Source organism: Planococcus rifietoensis (assembly GCF_001465795.2).
In the GTDB taxonomy this organism is placed as follows: domain Bacteria; phylum Bacillota; class Bacilli; order Bacillales_A; family Planococcaceae; genus Planococcus; species Planococcus rifietoensis.
Window position 1 is genome coordinate 1,785,671 of the sequence record NZ_CP013659.2, and the last position, 16,803, is coordinate 1,802,473.

The following is a 16,803-nucleotide window of genomic DNA, read 5'->3' on the forward strand; positions in this document are numbered from 1 at the left end:
CCGTCAGCCTGGCATTTTTTCGTGCGTTCAATCTGAACTTTCGATGACGATTAAATGACCGCCCGTGAATTCAATCGTTCCATCCTGTAATAATTCATTGCTGATAAAGCGCGTCGAGCCGAACGGAATCCGCTGCTCTTTCACTGGATATTTAACCCCTTTTATCGTAAAGCCGCTCACTTCTTCCGCGAATGGATAAAAGGAGACGTATTTGAAAGCTTGATCGGCTTCCATGCGATACGTTCCGGGTTCCATGAAACGGATGCGGTTCTGCTTGTTCACGATCATGAAATCGATTTGCGGATAGCTTCTTTGGTAGGCAAAGACGATGTGCAAGGCAGCCATATAATGATCGAGCCTGCCGCCGGTCACGCCGGTGACAATGACAATGTCCGGATTGTAATGCATCGCTTTTTTCAACGCCAGTTCTGTATCCGATTCATCTTTTTCCGCCGGCGACCGTTCAAGTGACGGGAAAATCGAGCGGATTTTTTCGTACTCGCTGTCTGTCACCGAATCAAAATCCCCAATTGCTTCCACCGGCTCAATGCCCATCCCGAGCAGTGTCATGACCCCTGCATCCACCCCGATATAGCTCGCTCCTTCATATGAAGAAAGGTCCGGCAGTTCATCTGCCGGACCTCCTGCTGTTACTACGATAATCACGAGATAACTCCTTGCCCCGCTTTTTTGATCGCCTGCAACGCTTGAGCGCGGTCTTGTTTGCCGAAAATGGCAGACCCGGCCACGAACACGTTCGCACCTGCTTGCGCGCACGGAACAATCGTTTCTTCATTGATACCGCCATCGATCTGGATATCGACAGACAAGCCTTTGTCTTGGATCAATTGAGACAATGCCGCAACTTTCGGGACGACTGAATGGATGAACTTCTGTCCGCCAAATCCAGGGTTAACGGTCATGAACAGCACCAAATCGATATCTTCCAGAACATGCTGGATCGTTTCGATTGGCGTGTGCGGGTTCAAGACGACCCCCGGTTTGACGCCGAACGAACGGATCAATTGGATGGTGCGATGAAGATGCGGGCACGCTTCGACATGGACGGTAATATAATCCGCACCAGCCTTGGCGAAATCCTCGATATAACGGTCCGGGTTCTCGATCATCAAATGGACATCGAGAGGAAGCTCTGTCAACGGGCGCAGCGCGTCGACCACAATCGGCCCCATCGTGATATTCGGGACGAAATGGCCGTCCATGACATCGATATGGATCCAATCGGCTCCGGCTTTTTCGACTTCCTGTACTTCTTGTCCAAGTTTTGCAAAATCTGCTGCTAGAATAGACGGTGCAATTTTAATCATGTGAATACCTCGGCTTTCGATTCATTATTTCTTCCAAAAATTTCAAGTAGTGCTTATAACGATATTCAGGGATGTCCCCTGTCTCAACCGCTTTTTTGATCGCGCATTTTGGTTCATTCAGATGCAGGCATTCGCGGAATTTACAGCCGCCTGCGCGCTCTTCCATTTCCGGAAAGCATGCTGACAATTGTTCTTTCTCCAGCTGTTCAAAATCGAACGAGCTAAATCCTGGTGTATCCGCCAGCAACCCGCCATTCACTTTGATCAATTCCACATGGCGTGTTGTATGCTTGCCGCGGTTTAAGGCTTGCGAGATGTCATCGGTCTTCAACTTCAACGACGGCAAGATCGTATTCAGCAATGTTGATTTCCCGACGCCAGACTGCCCTGCCAGAACGCTTGTCTTGCCTTCCAGAACAGGCATCAGCCTTTCCTGCAATGTCGGATCGTCTATAAAAGATTCAATGACATCGTAGCCGATCGTCCGGTAATCGTCAGCATAACGGTCCAGTTCTTCGCGATCCGCGTCCGACAATAAGTCGGTTTTTGTCAAGCAAATGACCGGCTGGATATCAAACGATTCCACCGCTACCAGAAAACGGTCCAATAACAGCGGGTGAAAATCGGGCTGCTTGGCTGAAAACACTAGAATGGCTTGGTCGATATTGGCGATTGGCGGACGCACCAATTCATTTTTTCGTTCTTCAATGTCCAATATCGTCCCTTCGCGCTCGTTGTCCGCTTTGTATTCGACGAAATCCCCGACAAGCGGTGTGATTTGGCGGTTGCGGAAAATCCCGCGGCCGCGGCATTGCGTATAACGCTCCCCATCTTCATCAAGTACATAATAGAAGCCGCTTAACGCTTTTCTGATCTGACCTTTCGGCATAGCACCACCCCTTATCCTTTAATGTAATTTCCTTAATCTGCGTTTTCATAGTCCACGGTCTCTTCCATAATGATCGTGGCATCCCTGACGATTCGGTAAGAAGCACTGCCGCCTTCGACAATCTGCATTTCAATCTGGTGTTCGGTCGTTTCCGTAATGGTGAATTCTTCGACGGGTTCGACCATGGTTTGATTCTGGTCCTGAATATAGATGCGGATTGTCTGCTCGACCGGGTCTTCGCCTTCTTCTGCAGGCTCTGCCGGCTCATAAGGGATTTCCACGGTTTCGACGTAAGTGTTCACCGGAAGTTCTGCACTGCCAGAAGACAACACGACTTCGATCGTGCTTCCAACCTCAAGCATCTCTCCGCCCGCAACATTCTGCGACAGCACCAATCCCGCTTCCACGGAATCGGATTCTTCTTCACGGACGATGCGGATATTGAATCCCGATGAACGGGCATACTCGTTTAGCTCCGCTTCCCCGTAGCCGCTCAAATCTTCCACTTCGCGCATGTCCGGCCCTTTGCTGACGACGAACTCGACAGCGGTTTCACTGATGATGACTTCGGTACCCGCTTCAGGACTTTGGCTCAAGATCGTACCAGGCGCTTCATCGGAAAATTCTTCCCGTGAATCGACTGAGGCATAATTTGAGTCTTCAAGCATACGCTGTGCCTGGTCAAGCGAATCGCCAACATAATCGCCGAACTCGGCCGTTTCTTTGCCCATGCTAATAAATAAGCTGATGCTCGACTCTGGATCGCGCATCTTACCGGCTTCCGGAATGGTGCGGATCACATGATTTTCATCGACTTCTTCAGAGAACTGTTCCGACTCTTCTGCGACAACAAAGCCAGCAGCGGTCAGCTCTTCATGCGCCGCTTCCCGTTCCATGCCTGAAACATCCGGCACGGCGACTTGCCGCGGCTGGAACAATTCGGGAAAGGCGAATGCCAGAATTAAGCCAATCAATACCAAAGCTGCAATAATCGCCAGGACGATCGGTGTCTTCTTGCGCTTTTTCTTGCCTGCTGGCTTTTTCGGAGCTTTTTTATCTTCTTGGACCGGCAGCGCCATCGTTTTGGTCGCATCGGCCTGTTCATATGTGCCCGAATCTTTAATCGCCGGCATGGCGCGGGTTTCCCCTTCGTCTACCGGCACAGCAAATTTCGGTTCGTTGATTCGTTCCGGAGTGAGCGCCGTCGAAAGGTCTTCCGCCATTTCATCTGCTGAGGCATAGCGGTATTGTGGATTTTTGGCAGTCGCTTTCAATACGATATTTTCAAGGCTTTGCGGCAGGTCCGGTACGGTTTCTTTCAATGAAGGCGTTTCCGTTTGCAGATGCTTCAAGGCGATAGCCACAGCTGATTCACCTGAAAACGGCAGCTTTCCAGTCAACAATTCATACATGACGATGCCGAGCGAATAAATATCGGATTTCTTATTGGCGGTGCCGCCTCTCGCCTGTTCGGGAGACAAGTAATGAACAGTCCCGAGCACCGAGTTGGTCTGTGTGTAGGAAGTGGCACTCAATGCCATGGCAATGCCAAAATCCGAAATTTTGACGTTGCCGTCTTCGTCCACCAGCACGTTTTGCGGCTTGATATCCCGGTGGACAATATGGTTGTGGTGGGCATGGGCAAGGGCAGATGCCAATTGCTTCATGATTTCCACAGCGCGTTCCGGTTCAACCGGTGAATGCTTGATGATGTATTCTTTCAACGTATCTCCAGGTACATACTCCATGACGAGATACGGCAAGTCATTGTCTTCCCCGACATCAAAAATACTGACGATGTTCGGGTGGCCAAGACTTGTCGAAGACAGCGCTTCCCGTTTAAAGCGGCGGCGCAATTCCTCTTCATTGTTGAAGTCGTAGCGCAGCACTTTGATGGCGACGTCGCGGTCAAGGATCATATCATGCGCCAAATAAACATTGGACATGCCTCCGCTGCCGATCGCTTCTAGCACCTTATAGCGGCCGTTGATTCGTTTTCCAACTAACATCGCTACACCTCCTCACCAAGCGCCGTCAACAATACAAATGAAATATTGTCTTCTCCGCCGAGGTCATTGGCCAGCGCAATTAAGGCTTTGCCTTTTTGTGACAATGAAGCTTTAGAGCGGACAATCGACGAAATGTCCCGCTCGTTCAATTTATTGCTTAAGCCATCAGTGCATATCAAGAAATAAGAAGTGCCAGCGAGAGAAAAATGGTGCATTTCCCGCTCGATGTCAGGTTCTGTGCCAAGTGAGCGCAGGATCCAGTTTTTCTTCGGATGATCTTCCGCCTGCTGTTGCGTAATTTCCCCGTTATCGACCAGCACGTTGACATAGGAATGGTCCCGTGTCACTTGCGCCATCGATGGGCCGATGACATACGCACGGCTGTCGCCGATATGGCACAGCACGCAATCATCCTCTTCAATCAATGCGGCGATCAGAGTCGTGCCCATCCCTTTGCATTCACTATGGGTGATGGAATGTTCGTACACAAGCCGGTTGACTTGCAATACTTGGCCAGACAGCCAGGCCGTCTTTTCTTCTGTGGTCTCGAACCTTGCTCCGTCCGCTTCCATGAATCTTCTGCCGAGTTCATCGACTGTCATCCGGCTTGCAACGTCTCCTGCATTATGGCCGCCCATGCCATCTGCGACAAGTGCGAGCAACAATCCGCCAGGGCGTTTGAGCACAGCGACGCGGTCTTCATTGACTTCCCTTTTTCTACCGGTATCGCTTTCAATTACATACTGAAACAATAGTGTACACCCCGCTTTTTAGCTTTCGGCAACTTGGCCGTCGGTTTTTCTGAAGCTTGCGATAAAAAATCCGTCACTCCCGAAATCCTGCGGGAAGACTTGGACAAATCCTTTGCCTTTGCTCTTGAAAGCAGCAGGCAATTCAGCAGGGATCTGTTCCATTTGCGGATGTGTGTTCATGAATTTCTCGGCAGTTCCGCGGTTCTCTTCGGTATCGACCGTACACGTACTGTAGACGAGAATGCCGCCGGGCTTCAATAGCTTCACCGCTTCATCGAGAAGCGCAAGCTGAATCGTCTGCAAGCGCCCGAAATCATCCGGCGTTTTCGTGTATTTGATATCCGGCTTGCGCTTGATGACACCAAGCCCGCTGCAAGGTGCGTCCACCAGGATCCGGTCGAATTTTTCTTCGCCGAAGCGCTCGCTGCTTTCACGGCCGTCTCCGACTGTGGTTTCGATTGTCTGGTGGCCCAAGCGTTTTGCGGTTTCTTCAATCAATTTAACTTTATGGGCGTGCAAATCCATCGCCAGCACCGCCCCATGTCCTTCAAGCTTTTCGGCGATGTGGGTCGTCTTCCCGCCAGGCGCCGCACACATATCGAGCACGGTCATGCCAGGCTCCACTTGCAGTGCATAAGCCGGCAGCATCGAACTTTCATCTTGTATGGTGATGAAGCCTTTTTCGAATGTTTGTGTGCGAACCGGTTGCCCGCCCGTAACGACAAGGCATTCCGGGATGATCTTGCTCGGTTCGGCAGTCAATCCTTCCGACTCAAGCATTTCGATCACTTGTTCCGGCGTCGCCTGCACGGTATTGACACGCACCGTCTGGAGTGGCGCTTTATTGTTCTCGAGCGCCATTTCGCGGGTTTTTTGCAAGCCGAATTGTTCCGACCAGCGCTTGATCATCCACGCCGGGTGGCTCGTTTCAATGGAAATCTTTTCGATCGGGTCGGCGATTTCATTGAATGAACGCACGCCAGACCGCTGGACGGAGCGCAGAATGCCGTTCACCACAGACGCAATGCCCCCATGCCCGCGCCGTTTGGCGATTTCCACCGCTTCATTGATGACGGCATGGAACGGGATGCGGTCCAAATAAACGATCTGATAAAGCGATAGGCGCAAAAGCGTCCGTACCCATGGATCGAGCTTGCCTTTAATATACGGTTCCAAATAATAATCCAAGGTCATTTGATGCTGCAGCGTGCCGTAAGTGATTTCCGTCAATAAGCCTTTGTTTTTGGCGGAAATGCCGTAGCTGTCCATCGTTGTATTCAATAAGAGGTTGCTATATGCCTGTTTGTTTTCCACGGCATAGAGAATCGACAATGCTGCATCTCTTACATTGCCGTGGATTTTTTTGTTTTTCATTCGAATCGGTCCCCTGCCTGTAATTTCGGCCCGCGTAAATAATCTTCAGCCGTCATGCGTTTTTTCCCAGCCGGCTGCAATTCTTTGATGGCAAGCGCACCTTCGCCGGTTTGGACGATAATGGCATCTTTTGTCAATTCGATGATTTCACCCGGCGCGCCGGTTTTCTGGCTGTCGGCAATTTCCGTCCACCACAATTTGACATTGGCGTCTGCTAAAGTCGTGAACGCGACCGGCCATGGATGCAACCCGCGCACTTGGTTGTAGAGTTCGCTTGCGGATTTGTTCCAGTCGATGCGTTCCTGCTCCCGTGAAATATTGCGCGCAAACGTGACACGCTCTTCGTCCTGTGGAGTTCGCGCATTGGTCCCGTCGATGATCGACGGCAAGGTTGCTTTCAACAACTCCATTCCTGCCACACTCAATTTCTCGAACATGCTGCCGGTATGGTCCGTTTCTTCGATCGGTACCGATTTTTGTGAAATGATATCCCCTGCATCCAAACGGTCCACCATATACATGATCGTTACACCAGTTTCTTTTTTGCCGTCAATAATCGCCTGGTGGATCGGTGCACCGCCGCGGTATTCCGGAAGCAGCGAGGCGTGCACGTTGATGGCGCCCAGTTTCGGGGCTTCGAGTACCGATGTCGGCAAGATTTGCCCGAATGCCGCTGTCACGATCAAATCCGGCTTTAGGTCGAGAATTTTTTGCGCTTGTTCTGGATCTTTCAGTTTTTCCGGTTGGTAGACCGGCAATCCAAGTTCCAAGGCTTGCTCTTTCACCGGCGTCGGCGTCAGGATTTTCTTCCTGCCGACAGGGCGGTCGGGCTGTGTGACGACCGAAACGATATCGTATCCTTCTTCGGCAAGCATCTTCAGGATCGGAGCCGAAAATGCCGGCGTTCCCATGAAAACAATTTTGGTCAAAGCGAATCCTCCTCTTCCTGCTGGCGGATCAGTTCGTCCAATTCTTCTTGGGTGACATATTTCTCGATTTTGCTCGTGAACAGCACGCCGTCCAAGTGGTCCATTTCATGAAGGATAGCACGCGCTTCGTAACCTTCTGCCTCTAGCTCATACCAAGAGCCGTCGCGTTCCTGGGCTTTGATTTTGATGCGGCCGTGGCGCTCGACTTCCCCGAAAATGCCCGGGAAGCTCAAACAGCCTTCGATATCCGTCTCTTTCCCTTCGAATAGCGCGAGTTCCGGATTGATCATTTCAATCGGCTCCTGCCCTTCTTGGAAATCAACGATCGCGACGCGCAGTGAGACACCTATTTGCGGTGCGGCAATGCCGACACCGTCCGCTTCGATCATTGTCTCATGCATATCGTCCAATAAAACAGCGAGCTGACGGTCGAATTCAGTGACCGTCTTGCAAGGGGTTTCCAATACTTCGTTCGGATGTTTCACAATTTCACGGATTGCCATTTCTATTCCTCATTTCTGCTACATGACTGTTGTTGGATTCATGTCGATGGACAAAGTTGCACCCGTTTTAATCCAGTCGCTGCGGTAGATTTTGATCAATTGCTGCAGCGCTTCAGCCAGCTTCGGTTCATTTTTGTATTTTATCAAACATTGATAGCGATATCTATTGTTCACACGCGCAATGAGCGATGCGGAAGGCCCGATAATAATGGTTTTGGGCGACAGGCGGTGGCGCAGGTATTCAGTCATCTGCTGGGCATAGCCCGACACCGTCATCAAATCCTCATGGGTGAACTGGATATTGACGACATAATAATACGGAGGGTATCCGCTCGCCCGCCGCATGGCCATTTCCTGCTCATAGAATGGTTCGTATAATTGGTCTTTTGCGAGCGTGATCGCATAATGCTCCGGCGTATAGGTCTGCACATACACTTCTCCCGGCAATACGTCGCGTCCTGCACGTCCGCTCACTTGCGTCAATAATTGATAGGTTTTCTCAGCTGCCCGGAAATCCGGCAAATGCAAAGTCGTATCCGCTGATAAGACACCGACCAATGTAATATTCGGGAAATCCAAGCCTTTGGCGATCATTTGCGTGCCGAGGAGAATATCGGCTTTGCCCTCGCCGAATGCTGACAAGATCTTTTCATGTGCGCCTTTATTGCGGGTCGTATCGACATCCATCCGCAACACGCGCGCATCCGGCACGAGCTTCGCCAGTTCCTCTTCAACTTTTTGGGTCCCTGTGCCGAAAAAGCGGATATGGTCGCTTTCGCATTCCGGGCAAGTCGTAGGCACGGGTTCATCATAGCCGCAATAATGGCATTTCATGCGTTCGCTCGCCCGGTGATAGGTTAGCGAAATATCGCAGTTCGGGCATTGCAACACCGTTCCGCAATCGCGGCATAAGACGAATGACGAGTAGCCGCGCTTGTTCAAAAACAACACGACTTGCTCTTTCCGCGCCAGGCGCTCCCGTATCGCTTCTGCCAATTCCACAGAAAACATCGACCGGTTGCCGGTGCGCAGCTCTTCGCGCATATCGACAATATGAACCTCAGGCAGCGGCTGGTTTTTCGCCCGGTTTTTCAGCGCCAGTAATTCATAGACGCCTTTTTGGGCGCGCGCATACGATTCAAGTGATGGCGTCGCGCTTCCAAGAATGACGGGGCATTGATGCTGCTGGCTTCGCCAAATTGCCACATCCCGTGCGTGGTAGCGGGGCGAGTCGTCTTGTTTATAGCTCGATTCATGCTCTTCGTCGAGGATGATCAAACCAAGATTTTGAAACGGTGCAAAAATCGCCGAACGGGCCCCTACGACGACTTTCACTTCCGCACGCTGGATTTTTCGCCATTCATCGTATTTTTCCCCTGCCGATAAGCCGCTGTGCAGTACTGCGACTAAATCGCCGAAACGCTCCTTGAAACGGATGGTCATCTGGGGCGTCAAGGAAATTTCCGGTACGAGCATGATCGCTTCCTTGCCTTCTTCAAGCACTTGGGCGATTGTCTGCAAATAGATCTCCGTTTTTCCGCTGCCGGTGATGCCGTGAAGCAAAAAGGTATTTTCCGTGTTGAGCGAGGATTGAATAGCATCGAATGCTGTTTGCTGTTCATTCGTCAAATCCAAGGCGATCTTTTGTTCAATTGCTGTCAGAAGTGAAGGATCCCGGTACGATTCCATAGACGAAAAATTGGCCAAGCCTTTTTCCGCCAATGCATTGATCGTCGGAAGCGAGACCCCCGCCTGCTTTTGCAGTTGGGAAGATTCAAAGCTTTGGCCCACATGTTTCAAGAAAAACTCCTGCAGCTTCAATTGCTGCTTGGCGTTCGCTCTTATGGAAATATTTTCTATATCTTCAGTTGAATCTGTAATATGGACCATGCGTATTTTTTTCACGCCGGTTTTCTGCTGGATGTTCGTATCCGCAAGTACCGTTCCTTTGTCCATTTCTTTTTTCATCAGCCCATAGACCGCTTCCGCTTCCTGGGCACGGACAAAGTCACGTGTGCCGAAATACGGATGCAGCTCTTTCGGCAGCTCTTCAATAGCAGCATTCAAAACGAACCGCTTCTCGTATTTCGCGCGAAGTGCTGCTGGTACCATAACTTGCAGGGCATCGATTTCAAAACACACTGTCTGGCGTTTCATCCATTGTGCAAGCTCGAGCATTTCCCCGTTCAGTACGGGCACGACATCCATCAATTCGTGTATCGGCTTGAGCCGTTTTGGGTCAAATTCAGACGTTTCTTTGATAGTCGTAATAAAGCCGAGCACTTTGCGATTGCCAAAAGGCACTTTGACGCGCATGCCTGGCTCGGTGAGTGCCTGGAATTTTTCCGGCACTGCATAATCGAATGGCCGGTCAATCGGATGTGCGGCAACATCGACGATGACTTCGGCAATCATTTTGCAAATTCCTTTTCAGTGATGAGCGTTAGCAAATCGAGCGCAAGCGCTTTTTTCGGCATGACCGGGAACGCCCTTTCGAATTCCCCGCGGCCGTAGACCGTCACTGCATTCGTGTCATGGTCAAAGCCCGCTGAATCCGCGCTGACGTCGTTGGCGATGATATAATCAGCGTTTTTCCGCTCGAGTTTATCTTTGGCATATTTCGCCACATGATCGGTCTCTGCCGCGAAGCCGACCAGGATTTGATGGCTCTTCAATTGGCCGAGCTGCTGCAAGATATCTACCGTGCGCTCCAGCTCAAGGACCGAATTGCCTTCTTTTTTCTTAACCTTTTGCCCCGCGATGGCCGCCGGGCGGTAATCCGCGACAGCTGCTGTCTTGACAACCAAGTCTGCACTGTCGTATTCGCCAAGCACCGCTTCAAGCATCTGCTGTGCGCTTTCGACTTGAATGCGTTTGACACCGCTTGGCACCGGCAATGACACCGGGCCGCTGATCAATATCGTCTCAGCACCAAGTTCCGCTGCCGCTTCTGCCATGGCATAGCCCATCTTGCCGCTTGAAAAGTTCGTCAAAAAACGCACCGGGTCGATTCGTTCCCGAGTCGGCCCAGCCGTCACAACCACTTTTTTGCCTTTTAACGGCTTGTTTTTCGTGAAATGACCGGCCACCAGTTCAGTGATTTTCTCCGGTTCTTCCAAACGCCCTTTGCCGACATAGCCACAGGCCAAAAAGCCTTCAGACGGCTCGATGAAACGGATGCCGTCATGATGCAAACGATCGATATTGCGCTTGACTGCGGGATGGTCGTACATATGGACATTCATCGCAGGCGCGACCCAAATCGGCGCGGTCGTCGCAAGCAACACCGTTGAGACCATATCGTCGCCTAGGCCATTCGCCATTTTAGCGATCATATTGGCGGTCGCAGGCGCGACGAGCACGAGGTCTGCCCAGTCCGCCAAATCGATATGGGCGATGACTGAAGAATCTTTTTCGTCGAATGTATCAAAATAGACATCGTTTCTGGACATCACCTGGAATGACAAAGGCTGGACGAATTGCTTCGCTGATTCTGTCATGATGACTTTCACTTCCGCCCCTGCCTGGGACAATTTGCTGACGAGGGCGACCGCTTTATAGACGGCGATGCCGCCGCTTACACATAATAGGATTTTTCGATTTGCCAACACCGCTAAACACCCTTTCTAAACAACAAACTCCCAAAGAACAGGTTCGCTCTGGGAGTCGTCAATTGAGATCATAAGTTAAATTTCGTCTTCGTAAATCGCGGATGCATCTTGCTGAACCGGTGTCAATGCACCAGCTGCAATCTCTTCAAGCGCTTTTCCAACCGCTTTGTGGGACGTGTAGGAATCCAGTTTTTCATCGCCATGTTCGTGCAATTGGCGTGCTCTCTTGGACGCCAAAGCGACCAGGGAGTATTTCGAATCGATACGGCTTTTCAATTTATCAACGGATGGGTATAACATCAGGCATTCTCCTTTAGCATATCTAAGTATCTTTTTTCAACGCGTTCCCGCTTGCAATGTTCTGCGATGATGATGGCATTGATGCGGTCGCATGCGTGTTCGACTTCGTCGTTCTCGACGACGTAGTCATACAGGTTCATCATCTCGAGTTCTTTCCTGGCGGCATGGATACGTGAAGCAATCACTTCATCCGACTCTGTGCCGCGGCCGACCAAGCGCTCTTCGAGTTCTGAGAGGCTAGGCGGCGCAAGGAAGATGAACAAGCCATCCGGCACTTTATCACGCACTTGCGCTGCCCCTTGCACTTCGATTTCCAGGAACACATCACGCCCGGCATCGCGCATTTTATTGACGTATTCGAGCGGCGTACCATAATAATTGCCGACATACTCGGCGTATTCAAGCAATTGCCCTTGGTCGATCAGTTCTTCAAACTCATGACGGGTCTTGAAGAAATAATCGACTTCGTCCACTTCCCCTTCACGCGGTGAGCGCGTCGTCATGGAAATGGAATATTCATAATTTGTATCCGGCTGTTGGAACAGCTCTTTTCGCACCGTGCCTTTGCCGACGCCCGAAGGCCCGGACAGCACGATGAGCAGTCCACGATGTTTTCTCATTTTATCCCTCGCTTGCCTCATCATCTTTTTCTTCTATCCGCGCAAGGGCCGTCTCGACCGACAAAGCGGAGATGACCACATGATCGCTATCCATGATAAAGATCGACTTGGTCTTCTTGCCGCCTGTCGCATCGACGAGCAAGCCTTTGCTGCGCGCTTCCTGCATCAAGCGCTTGGAAGGCGCCGAGTCCGGCTGGATCATCGACACGATGCGGTTCACTGACACCGCATTGCCCGCCCCGATGGATATGAACTTCGGCTTTCTCTTCATCTTCCTCACCGCCATCGATGCTTAAGTAATATATTCACGCTTAAAACTAACTGTCTTATTATATCATATTCTTCCCTGAAAATGATAAGATGGAACAAAACGATTTGAAAGAGGGATTTTTCATGGCATTTGATGGATTATTTACGAAAGCGATGACGAGCGAATTGCAACAGCTCATCACCGGAAGGATTTCAAAAGTTCATCAGCCTAATCAGCTCGAACTGCTCCTGCACATACGCGCACAAGGAAAAAATCATAAATTGCTCATCTCGATCCACCCATCCTATTCACGGATCCATTTGACGAATACGGCAAACGTCAACCCGTCAGAGCCGCCGATGTTCTGCATGCTGCTCCGCAAACATATTGAAGGCGGCGTCATCACAGGCGTCGAGCAGCATGGCTCCGACCGGCTGATCATCCTGAGCATCCGCGCACGCAACGAAATCGGCGACGAAATCGAACGCGAGCTCCATGTCGAAATGATGGGCAGGCATTCGAATATCATTTTAGTCGACGCCGAGCGCGACATGATTCTCGACAGCCTCAAGCATTTGCCGCCGAGCGTCAACTCCTACCGGACGATTTTACCGGGCCAGGATTATATTTTCCCGCCTTCCCAAGACAAACAGGATCCATTTGCGGCGGATGCTGACTTCAGTGGGCTCACCGACAAGGAAATCGTCTCACAGTTTGCCGGCTTTTCCCCGCTGACGGCGAAAGAGTTGAACTACCGGCTCGAACAAGATCCTGATAGCGCAGCTGCCTTTTTGCAGGACTTCAATGATCCGGAATCGACCGGCTATTACGTCGAACAGCAAGGAAAAAGCTATTTTTCCGCGACTGAATTGACGCATCTCGGACAGGACAATATGCGTTTTGACAATTTATCCGAACTGCTCGACCGGATTTATTACGCCAAAGCCGAACGCGACCGCGTCAAGCAGCAGGCGGGTGATTTGGAGCGCTGGCTTCAAAACGAAATCGCTAAACTGAAATTGAAGCTGAAAAAATTGCAAAAAGAGCAGGATCAGGCACAAAAACGCGATCAATTGCAATTGAACGGCGAATTGATCATGGCCAATCTGCACACTATTAAAAAGGGAATGAAACAAGCGGAAGTCGTCAATTATTATAATGAAGAAACTATGACGATCACGCTCGACCCGCGCAAGACGCCAATTGAGAATTCCCAGAAATACTACTCGCGTTACCAAAAAGCCAAAACAGCGGTTGTTAAAACGCATGAACAAATTGAAAAGACGGAAGAAGATATCCGCTATTTCGAATTGCTCATGCAACAAGTGCAGCAGGCCGGGCTCTCCGATATCGAAGAGATTCGCGAGGAATTGGCGGAACAAGGCTATATGAAAGCACAGAAATCGAAGAAAAAGAAAAAGCCACAAAAGCCGAATGTTGAGCATTATGTATCGAGCACCGGCATTCCGATTTCAGTCGGCAAAAACAATAAGCAAAACGATTACGTGACCTTCAAGGTCGCATCGAAATCCGATACATGGCTGCACACGAAAGACATTCCGGGATCGCATGTCATCATCCATTCGCAAGAACCGGATGAAGACACCATCTTAGAAGCTGCCAGCATCGCCGCTTATTTCAGCAAAGCGCGCGAATCGGCATCCGTCCCGGTCGATTACACCGAAGTCCGCCAAGTGAAAAAACCAAGCGGCGCGAAGCCCGGTTTCGTGATTTATTTCGAACAGAAAACCGTCTACGTCACGCCGGATGAAGACCTGGTGTTGAAATTAAAAAAATGAGTTTGGACATGCCCGTACCGGTCTTTTGCCAGTGCGGGTATTTTTCCGAAATTGCATAAGTTTACATAATAATATTATAAAGTAAATAATGCGACAAAGCATTGCCCCAAGTTATAGTTAATGCTATCTTTTTATAGGACATCAATTAAGGGGGCCTACCATTGATTAATTTAACGAAACGAACATATATAAATGCCGCCCTGTTCGGCACGGCAGCGGTTGCATTATCAGCTTGCGGAAATGACGCTGCTGAAACCGAACAGCCTTCGGAATGGGACCGCATCCAGGAGGAAGGCGTCTTGACCGTCGGTACATCCGGCACGCTGTTGGCCACTTCATTCCGCGACGAAGAAAGCGGCGAATTAACGGGCTTTGAAGTAGAAGTCGTACGGGAACTCGGCAAGCGCCTGGAACTTGACATCGAATTCCGCGAACTCGGTTTCGACGAAATGCTGACAAGCGTCAGTACAGGACAACTTGATATGGCAGCGAACGATATTGAAGTGACAGAAGAAATGACCGATCAATTCCTGTTTTCTACACCGATCAAATATTCCTACGGCACCGCCGTCGTACGTAAAGACGACCTGTCCGGAATCGAATCACTGGAAGACTTGGAAGGGAAAAAAGCAGCGGGCGTCTCGACATCCGTCTATATGCAGATCGCCCGCGATTACGGGGCGGAAGAAGTGACGTATGACAATGCGACGAATGAAATCTATTTGCGTGATGTGTCTATCGGACGGACCGATGTCATTTTGAATGATTATTATTTGTCGAAATTCGGCGTGGCCGCTTTTCCGGAATTGAACATCACCATCCATCCGGACATCAAATACCTACCATCTGAAGTCGGACTGGTCGTCAATGAAGACAATGAAGAACTTCTCGAACAAGTCAATACCACACTTGAGGAAATGCTTTCCGACGGCACCATCAGTGATATCTCAGCCGAATTCTTCGACGGGGCGGATGTTTCCGTCGAACCGGATGTCGAAGAGGCAAATTAAAGGAGGGCCATCAGTATGAGCGATATCGAATGGGGGCTGTTGTTCGATCCCGAACTTGCCATCAATTCCTTGCCCTATGTGCTTGAAGGCATTTGGTTGACGCTGTTGATTTCAATGGGCAGCATGCTCGGCGGACTGGTGATCGGCTTTTTCATGGCGCTCGCCAGGACGTCAAAACAGCCGCTGCTCCATCTGCCGGCGCGCCTATATATATCATTTATGCGCGGTGTGCCGATTCTCGTCATCTTGTTTTTACTGTATTTCGCACTGCCAGTCATCGGCCTTGAATTCACTGCCTTGCAAGCAGCTCTCATCGGCTTCACCATCAATAGCGCCGCCTATATCGCAGAAGTGTTCCGGTCGGCTCTTGCCTCTGTCGATAAAGGCCAATGGGAATCATCCACTGCACTCGGCCTTAGCTATTGGCAGACCATGCGCCGGATCATCTTGCCGCAATCGGTGCGCATTGCAGTGCCACCCTTATCGAATGTCTATTTGGACCTGATCAAGGCATCATCGCTCGCGGCCATGATTACGGTCCCGGAGATTTTCCAGAAAGCTCGAATTGTCGGCGCACGGGAATACGACCTGTTGACATTGCTTATCCTGGTCGCGCTCATCTACTGGGCCATCTGCACAGTCATGACCGTGCTTCAGAACTACCTGGAAAAACGCTACGCTGAATACTTATAAAACGAAAACCGCACCGGAAATCTATCCGGTGCGGTTTTCAGAGTGTGGAAGAAGTCTATAATCCGCTATGAATGAAAAAGGAAAGCACCATTTCTACATTCAAAAATCAATGTGCTATCTGAGTATTTGGAGAAGCGTTCGTTCGACTCCAGTGGATCAGCGAGACGACCGAGACCCCGCAAGGCGCATAGCGACTGAGGAGGCTTGGGCGCGAGCCCACGGAAAGCGAGCGATAAGCTTCGGAAAATACGACTACTTACCTTTCTCGACAGCCATAAAACCGCACCGGAACTTTATCCGGTGCGGTTTTTTTATTCGAATGCCTCGTCTTCCATATACATGACTTCCCATAAATGGCCGTCCGGGTCGTGAAAACTCCAAGAATACATAAACTTATTGTCCATCGGCTCGTTCGCGGAACTGCCACCGGCTGCCATCGCTTTTTCCACCCATTCATCAACGGCCTCCCGGCTAGACGCCGATAGGGCAATAATCGCCTCTGCGCTATTGGAGGTATCGGCAATGTCTTTATGGGTGAAGCTTTTGAAGAAGTCTTCTACCAGCAGCATGGCGTACATATTGTGGCCGATAATCATGCAAGTGGCGTTATTATCCGTCATCCGTTCATCGAAATCAAAGCCCATTTCGCCAAAAAACTTCATCGATCTTTCCAAATCCTTAACCGGCAAATTAACGAAAATCTGGTTCGCTTGAATGGCCATGTCTCCGCTTCCCT

The 16,803-nt window shown here is 50.4% G+C and carries 17 protein-coding genes; 3 read left to right on the top strand and 14 right to left on the bottom strand.

All coding sequences use genetic code 11. The features are described from left to right. Positions 1–27 precede the first annotated feature (27 nt). From AUC31_RS08930 to AUC31_RS08990, 13 genes are all read right to left on the bottom strand, one after another. A complete protein-coding gene (locus AUC31_RS08930; protein ID WP_058383550.1) occupies positions 28–666 on the bottom strand; it encodes a thiamine diphosphokinase in 639 nt (212 codons plus the stop codon). Next, complete coding sequence (gene rpe, locus AUC31_RS08935) at positions 663–1,328, bottom strand: ribulose-phosphate 3-epimerase (protein WP_058383549.1); 666 nt, start codon at positions 1,326–1,328, stop codon at positions 663–665. The genes AUC31_RS08930 and rpe overlap by 4 nt, the downstream gene beginning before the upstream one ends. Continuing rightward, positions 1,321–2,217 carry a ribosome small subunit-dependent GTPase A gene (gene rsgA, locus AUC31_RS08940; RefSeq protein ID WP_058383548.1) on the bottom strand — a complete coding sequence of 299 codons (897 nt, stop codon included), beginning with the start codon at positions 2,215–2,217 and terminating at the stop codon, positions 1,321–1,323. The genes rpe and rsgA overlap by 8 nt, the downstream gene beginning before the upstream one ends. Before the next feature lie 32 nt (positions 2,218–2,249). Beyond that, positions 2,250–4,226: a Stk1 family PASTA domain-containing Ser/Thr kinase gene (pknB, locus tag AUC31_RS08945; RefSeq protein WP_058383547.1), complete on the bottom strand. Its 1,977-nt coding sequence runs from the start codon at positions 4,224–4,226 to the stop codon at positions 2,250–2,252. Positions 4,227–4,228: 2 nt separating this feature from the next. Then, positions 4,229–4,978, bottom strand: a complete 750-nt coding sequence (locus AUC31_RS08950) for a Stp1/IreP family PP2C-type Ser/Thr phosphatase (protein WP_058383546.1) — start codon at positions 4,976–4,978, stop codon at positions 4,229–4,231. An 18-nt stretch (positions 4,979–4,996) separates the two neighbouring features. Further along, positions 4,997–6,352, bottom strand: coding sequence for a 16S rRNA (cytosine(967)-C(5))-methyltransferase RsmB (rsmB, locus tag AUC31_RS08955; protein ID WP_058383545.1), 1,356 nt, complete (start codon positions 6,350–6,352; stop codon positions 4,997–4,999). Continuing rightward, entirely contained in the window at positions 6,349–7,281 is a 933-nt protein-coding gene (gene fmt / locus AUC31_RS08960; protein ID WP_058383544.1) for a methionyl-tRNA formyltransferase, read from the bottom strand. Before fmt ends, rsmB begins: the two co-directional genes overlap by 4 nt. Further along, a complete protein-coding gene (gene def, locus AUC31_RS08965) occupies positions 7,278–7,784 on the bottom strand; it encodes a peptide deformylase (RefSeq protein WP_058383543.1) in 507 nt (168 codons plus the stop codon). Before def ends, fmt begins: the two co-directional genes overlap by 4 nt. A gap of 18 nt (positions 7,785–7,802) precedes the next feature. Further along, a complete protein-coding gene (priA, locus tag AUC31_RS08970; protein ID WP_058383542.1) occupies positions 7,803–10,199 on the bottom strand; it encodes a primosomal protein N' in 2,397 nt (798 codons plus the stop codon). Then, complete coding sequence (gene coaBC, locus AUC31_RS08975) at positions 10,196–11,395, bottom strand: bifunctional phosphopantothenoylcysteine decarboxylase/phosphopantothenate--cysteine ligase CoaBC (RefSeq protein ID WP_058383541.1); 1,200 nt, start codon at positions 11,393–11,395, stop codon at positions 10,196–10,198. Before coaBC ends, priA begins: the two co-directional genes overlap by 4 nt. Positions 11,396–11,470: 75 nt before the next feature. Beyond that, the gene (gene rpoZ, locus AUC31_RS08980; RefSeq protein ID WP_058383540.1) at positions 11,471–11,695 is read right to left on the bottom strand and encodes a DNA-directed RNA polymerase subunit omega; all 225 of its coding nucleotides are present in this window, start codon (positions 11,693–11,695) and stop codon (positions 11,471–11,473) included. Then, on the bottom strand, positions 11,695–12,315 hold the full coding sequence (gene gmk / locus AUC31_RS08985; RefSeq protein WP_058383539.1) for a guanylate kinase: 621 nt from the start codon (positions 12,313–12,315) through the stop codon (positions 11,695–11,697). The genes rpoZ and gmk overlap by 1 nt, the downstream gene beginning before the upstream one ends. Before the next feature lies 1 nt (position 12,316). Beyond that, positions 12,317–12,586: an extracellular matrix/biofilm biosynthesis regulator RemA family protein gene (locus AUC31_RS08990; protein WP_058383538.1), complete on the bottom strand. Its 270-nt coding sequence runs from the start codon at positions 12,584–12,586 to the stop codon at positions 12,317–12,319. 122 nt (positions 12,587–12,708) lie between these two features. Between AUC31_RS08990 and AUC31_RS08995 the strand changes: the two genes are divergently transcribed. The 3 genes from AUC31_RS08995 to AUC31_RS09005 all read left to right on the top strand — a co-directional run bounded on the left by AUC31_RS08995 (position 12,709) and on the right by AUC31_RS09005 (position 16,067). Further along, positions 12,709–14,364: an Rqc2 family fibronectin-binding protein gene (locus tag AUC31_RS08995; RefSeq protein ID WP_058383537.1), complete on the top strand. Its 1,656-nt coding sequence runs from the start codon at positions 12,709–12,711 to the stop codon at positions 14,362–14,364. A gap of 164 nt (positions 14,365–14,528) precedes the next feature. Further along, positions 14,529–15,374 (top strand): transporter substrate-binding domain-containing protein, encoded by an 846-nt coding sequence (locus AUC31_RS09000; protein WP_058383818.1) that lies wholly within the window; start codon positions 14,529–14,531, stop codon positions 15,372–15,374. 15 nt (positions 15,375–15,389) lie between these two features. After that, the gene (locus AUC31_RS09005) at positions 15,390–16,067 is read left to right on the top strand and encodes an amino acid ABC transporter permease (RefSeq protein WP_058383536.1); all 678 of its coding nucleotides are present in this window, start codon (positions 15,390–15,392) and stop codon (positions 16,065–16,067) included. 311 nt (positions 16,068–16,378) lie between these two features. On the opposite strand, the gene AUC31_RS09010 is transcribed toward AUC31_RS09005, so the two are convergent. Then, entirely contained in the window at positions 16,379–16,789 is a 411-nt protein-coding gene (locus AUC31_RS09010; RefSeq protein ID WP_058383535.1) for a VOC family protein, read from the bottom strand. Positions 16,790–16,803 lie beyond the last annotated feature (14 nt).

Excerpts from the sequence above, each read along its gene's own strand:
- rpe (WP_058383549.1), bottom strand. The coding sequence starts at position 1,328 with ATGATTAAAATTGCACCGTCTATTCTAGCAGCAGATTTTGCAAAACTT.
- rsgA (WP_058383548.1), bottom strand. The coding sequence starts at position 2,217 with ATGCCGAAAGGTCAGATCAGAAAAGCGTTAAGCGGCTTCTATTATGTA.
- pknB (WP_058383547.1), bottom strand. The coding sequence starts at position 4,226 with ATGTTAGTTGGAAAACGAATCAACGGCCGCTATAAGGTGCTAGAAGCG.
- rsmB (WP_058383545.1), bottom strand. The coding sequence starts at position 6,352 with ATGAAAAACAAAAAAATCCACGGCAATGTAAGAGATGCAGCATTGTCG.
- def (WP_058383543.1), bottom strand. The coding sequence starts at position 7,784 with ATGGCAATCCGTGAAATTGTGAAACATCCGAACGAAGTATTGGAAACC.
- priA (WP_058383542.1), bottom strand. The coding sequence starts at position 10,199 with ATGATTGCCGAAGTCATCGTCGATGTTGCCGCACATCCGATTGACCGG.
- rpoZ (WP_058383540.1), bottom strand. The coding sequence starts at position 11,695 with ATGTTATACCCATCCGTTGATAAATTGAAAAGCCGTATCGATTCGAAA.
- gmk (WP_058383539.1), bottom strand. The coding sequence starts at position 12,315 with ATGAGAAAACATCGTGGACTGCTCATCGTGCTGTCCGGGCCTTCGGGC.
- AUC31_RS08990 (WP_058383538.1), bottom strand. The coding sequence starts at position 12,586 with ATGAAGAGAAAGCCGAAGTTCATATCCATCGGGGCGGGCAATGCGGTG.
- AUC31_RS08995 (WP_058383537.1), top strand. The coding sequence starts at position 12,709 with ATGGCATTTGATGGATTATTTACGAAAGCGATGACGAGCGAATTGCAA.
- AUC31_RS09005 (WP_058383536.1), top strand. The coding sequence starts at position 15,390 with ATGAGCGATATCGAATGGGGGCTGTTGTTCGATCCCGAACTTGCCATC.
- AUC31_RS09010 (WP_058383535.1), bottom strand. The coding sequence starts at position 16,789 with ATGGCCATTCAAGCGAACCAGATTTTCGTTAATTTGCCGGTTAAGGAT.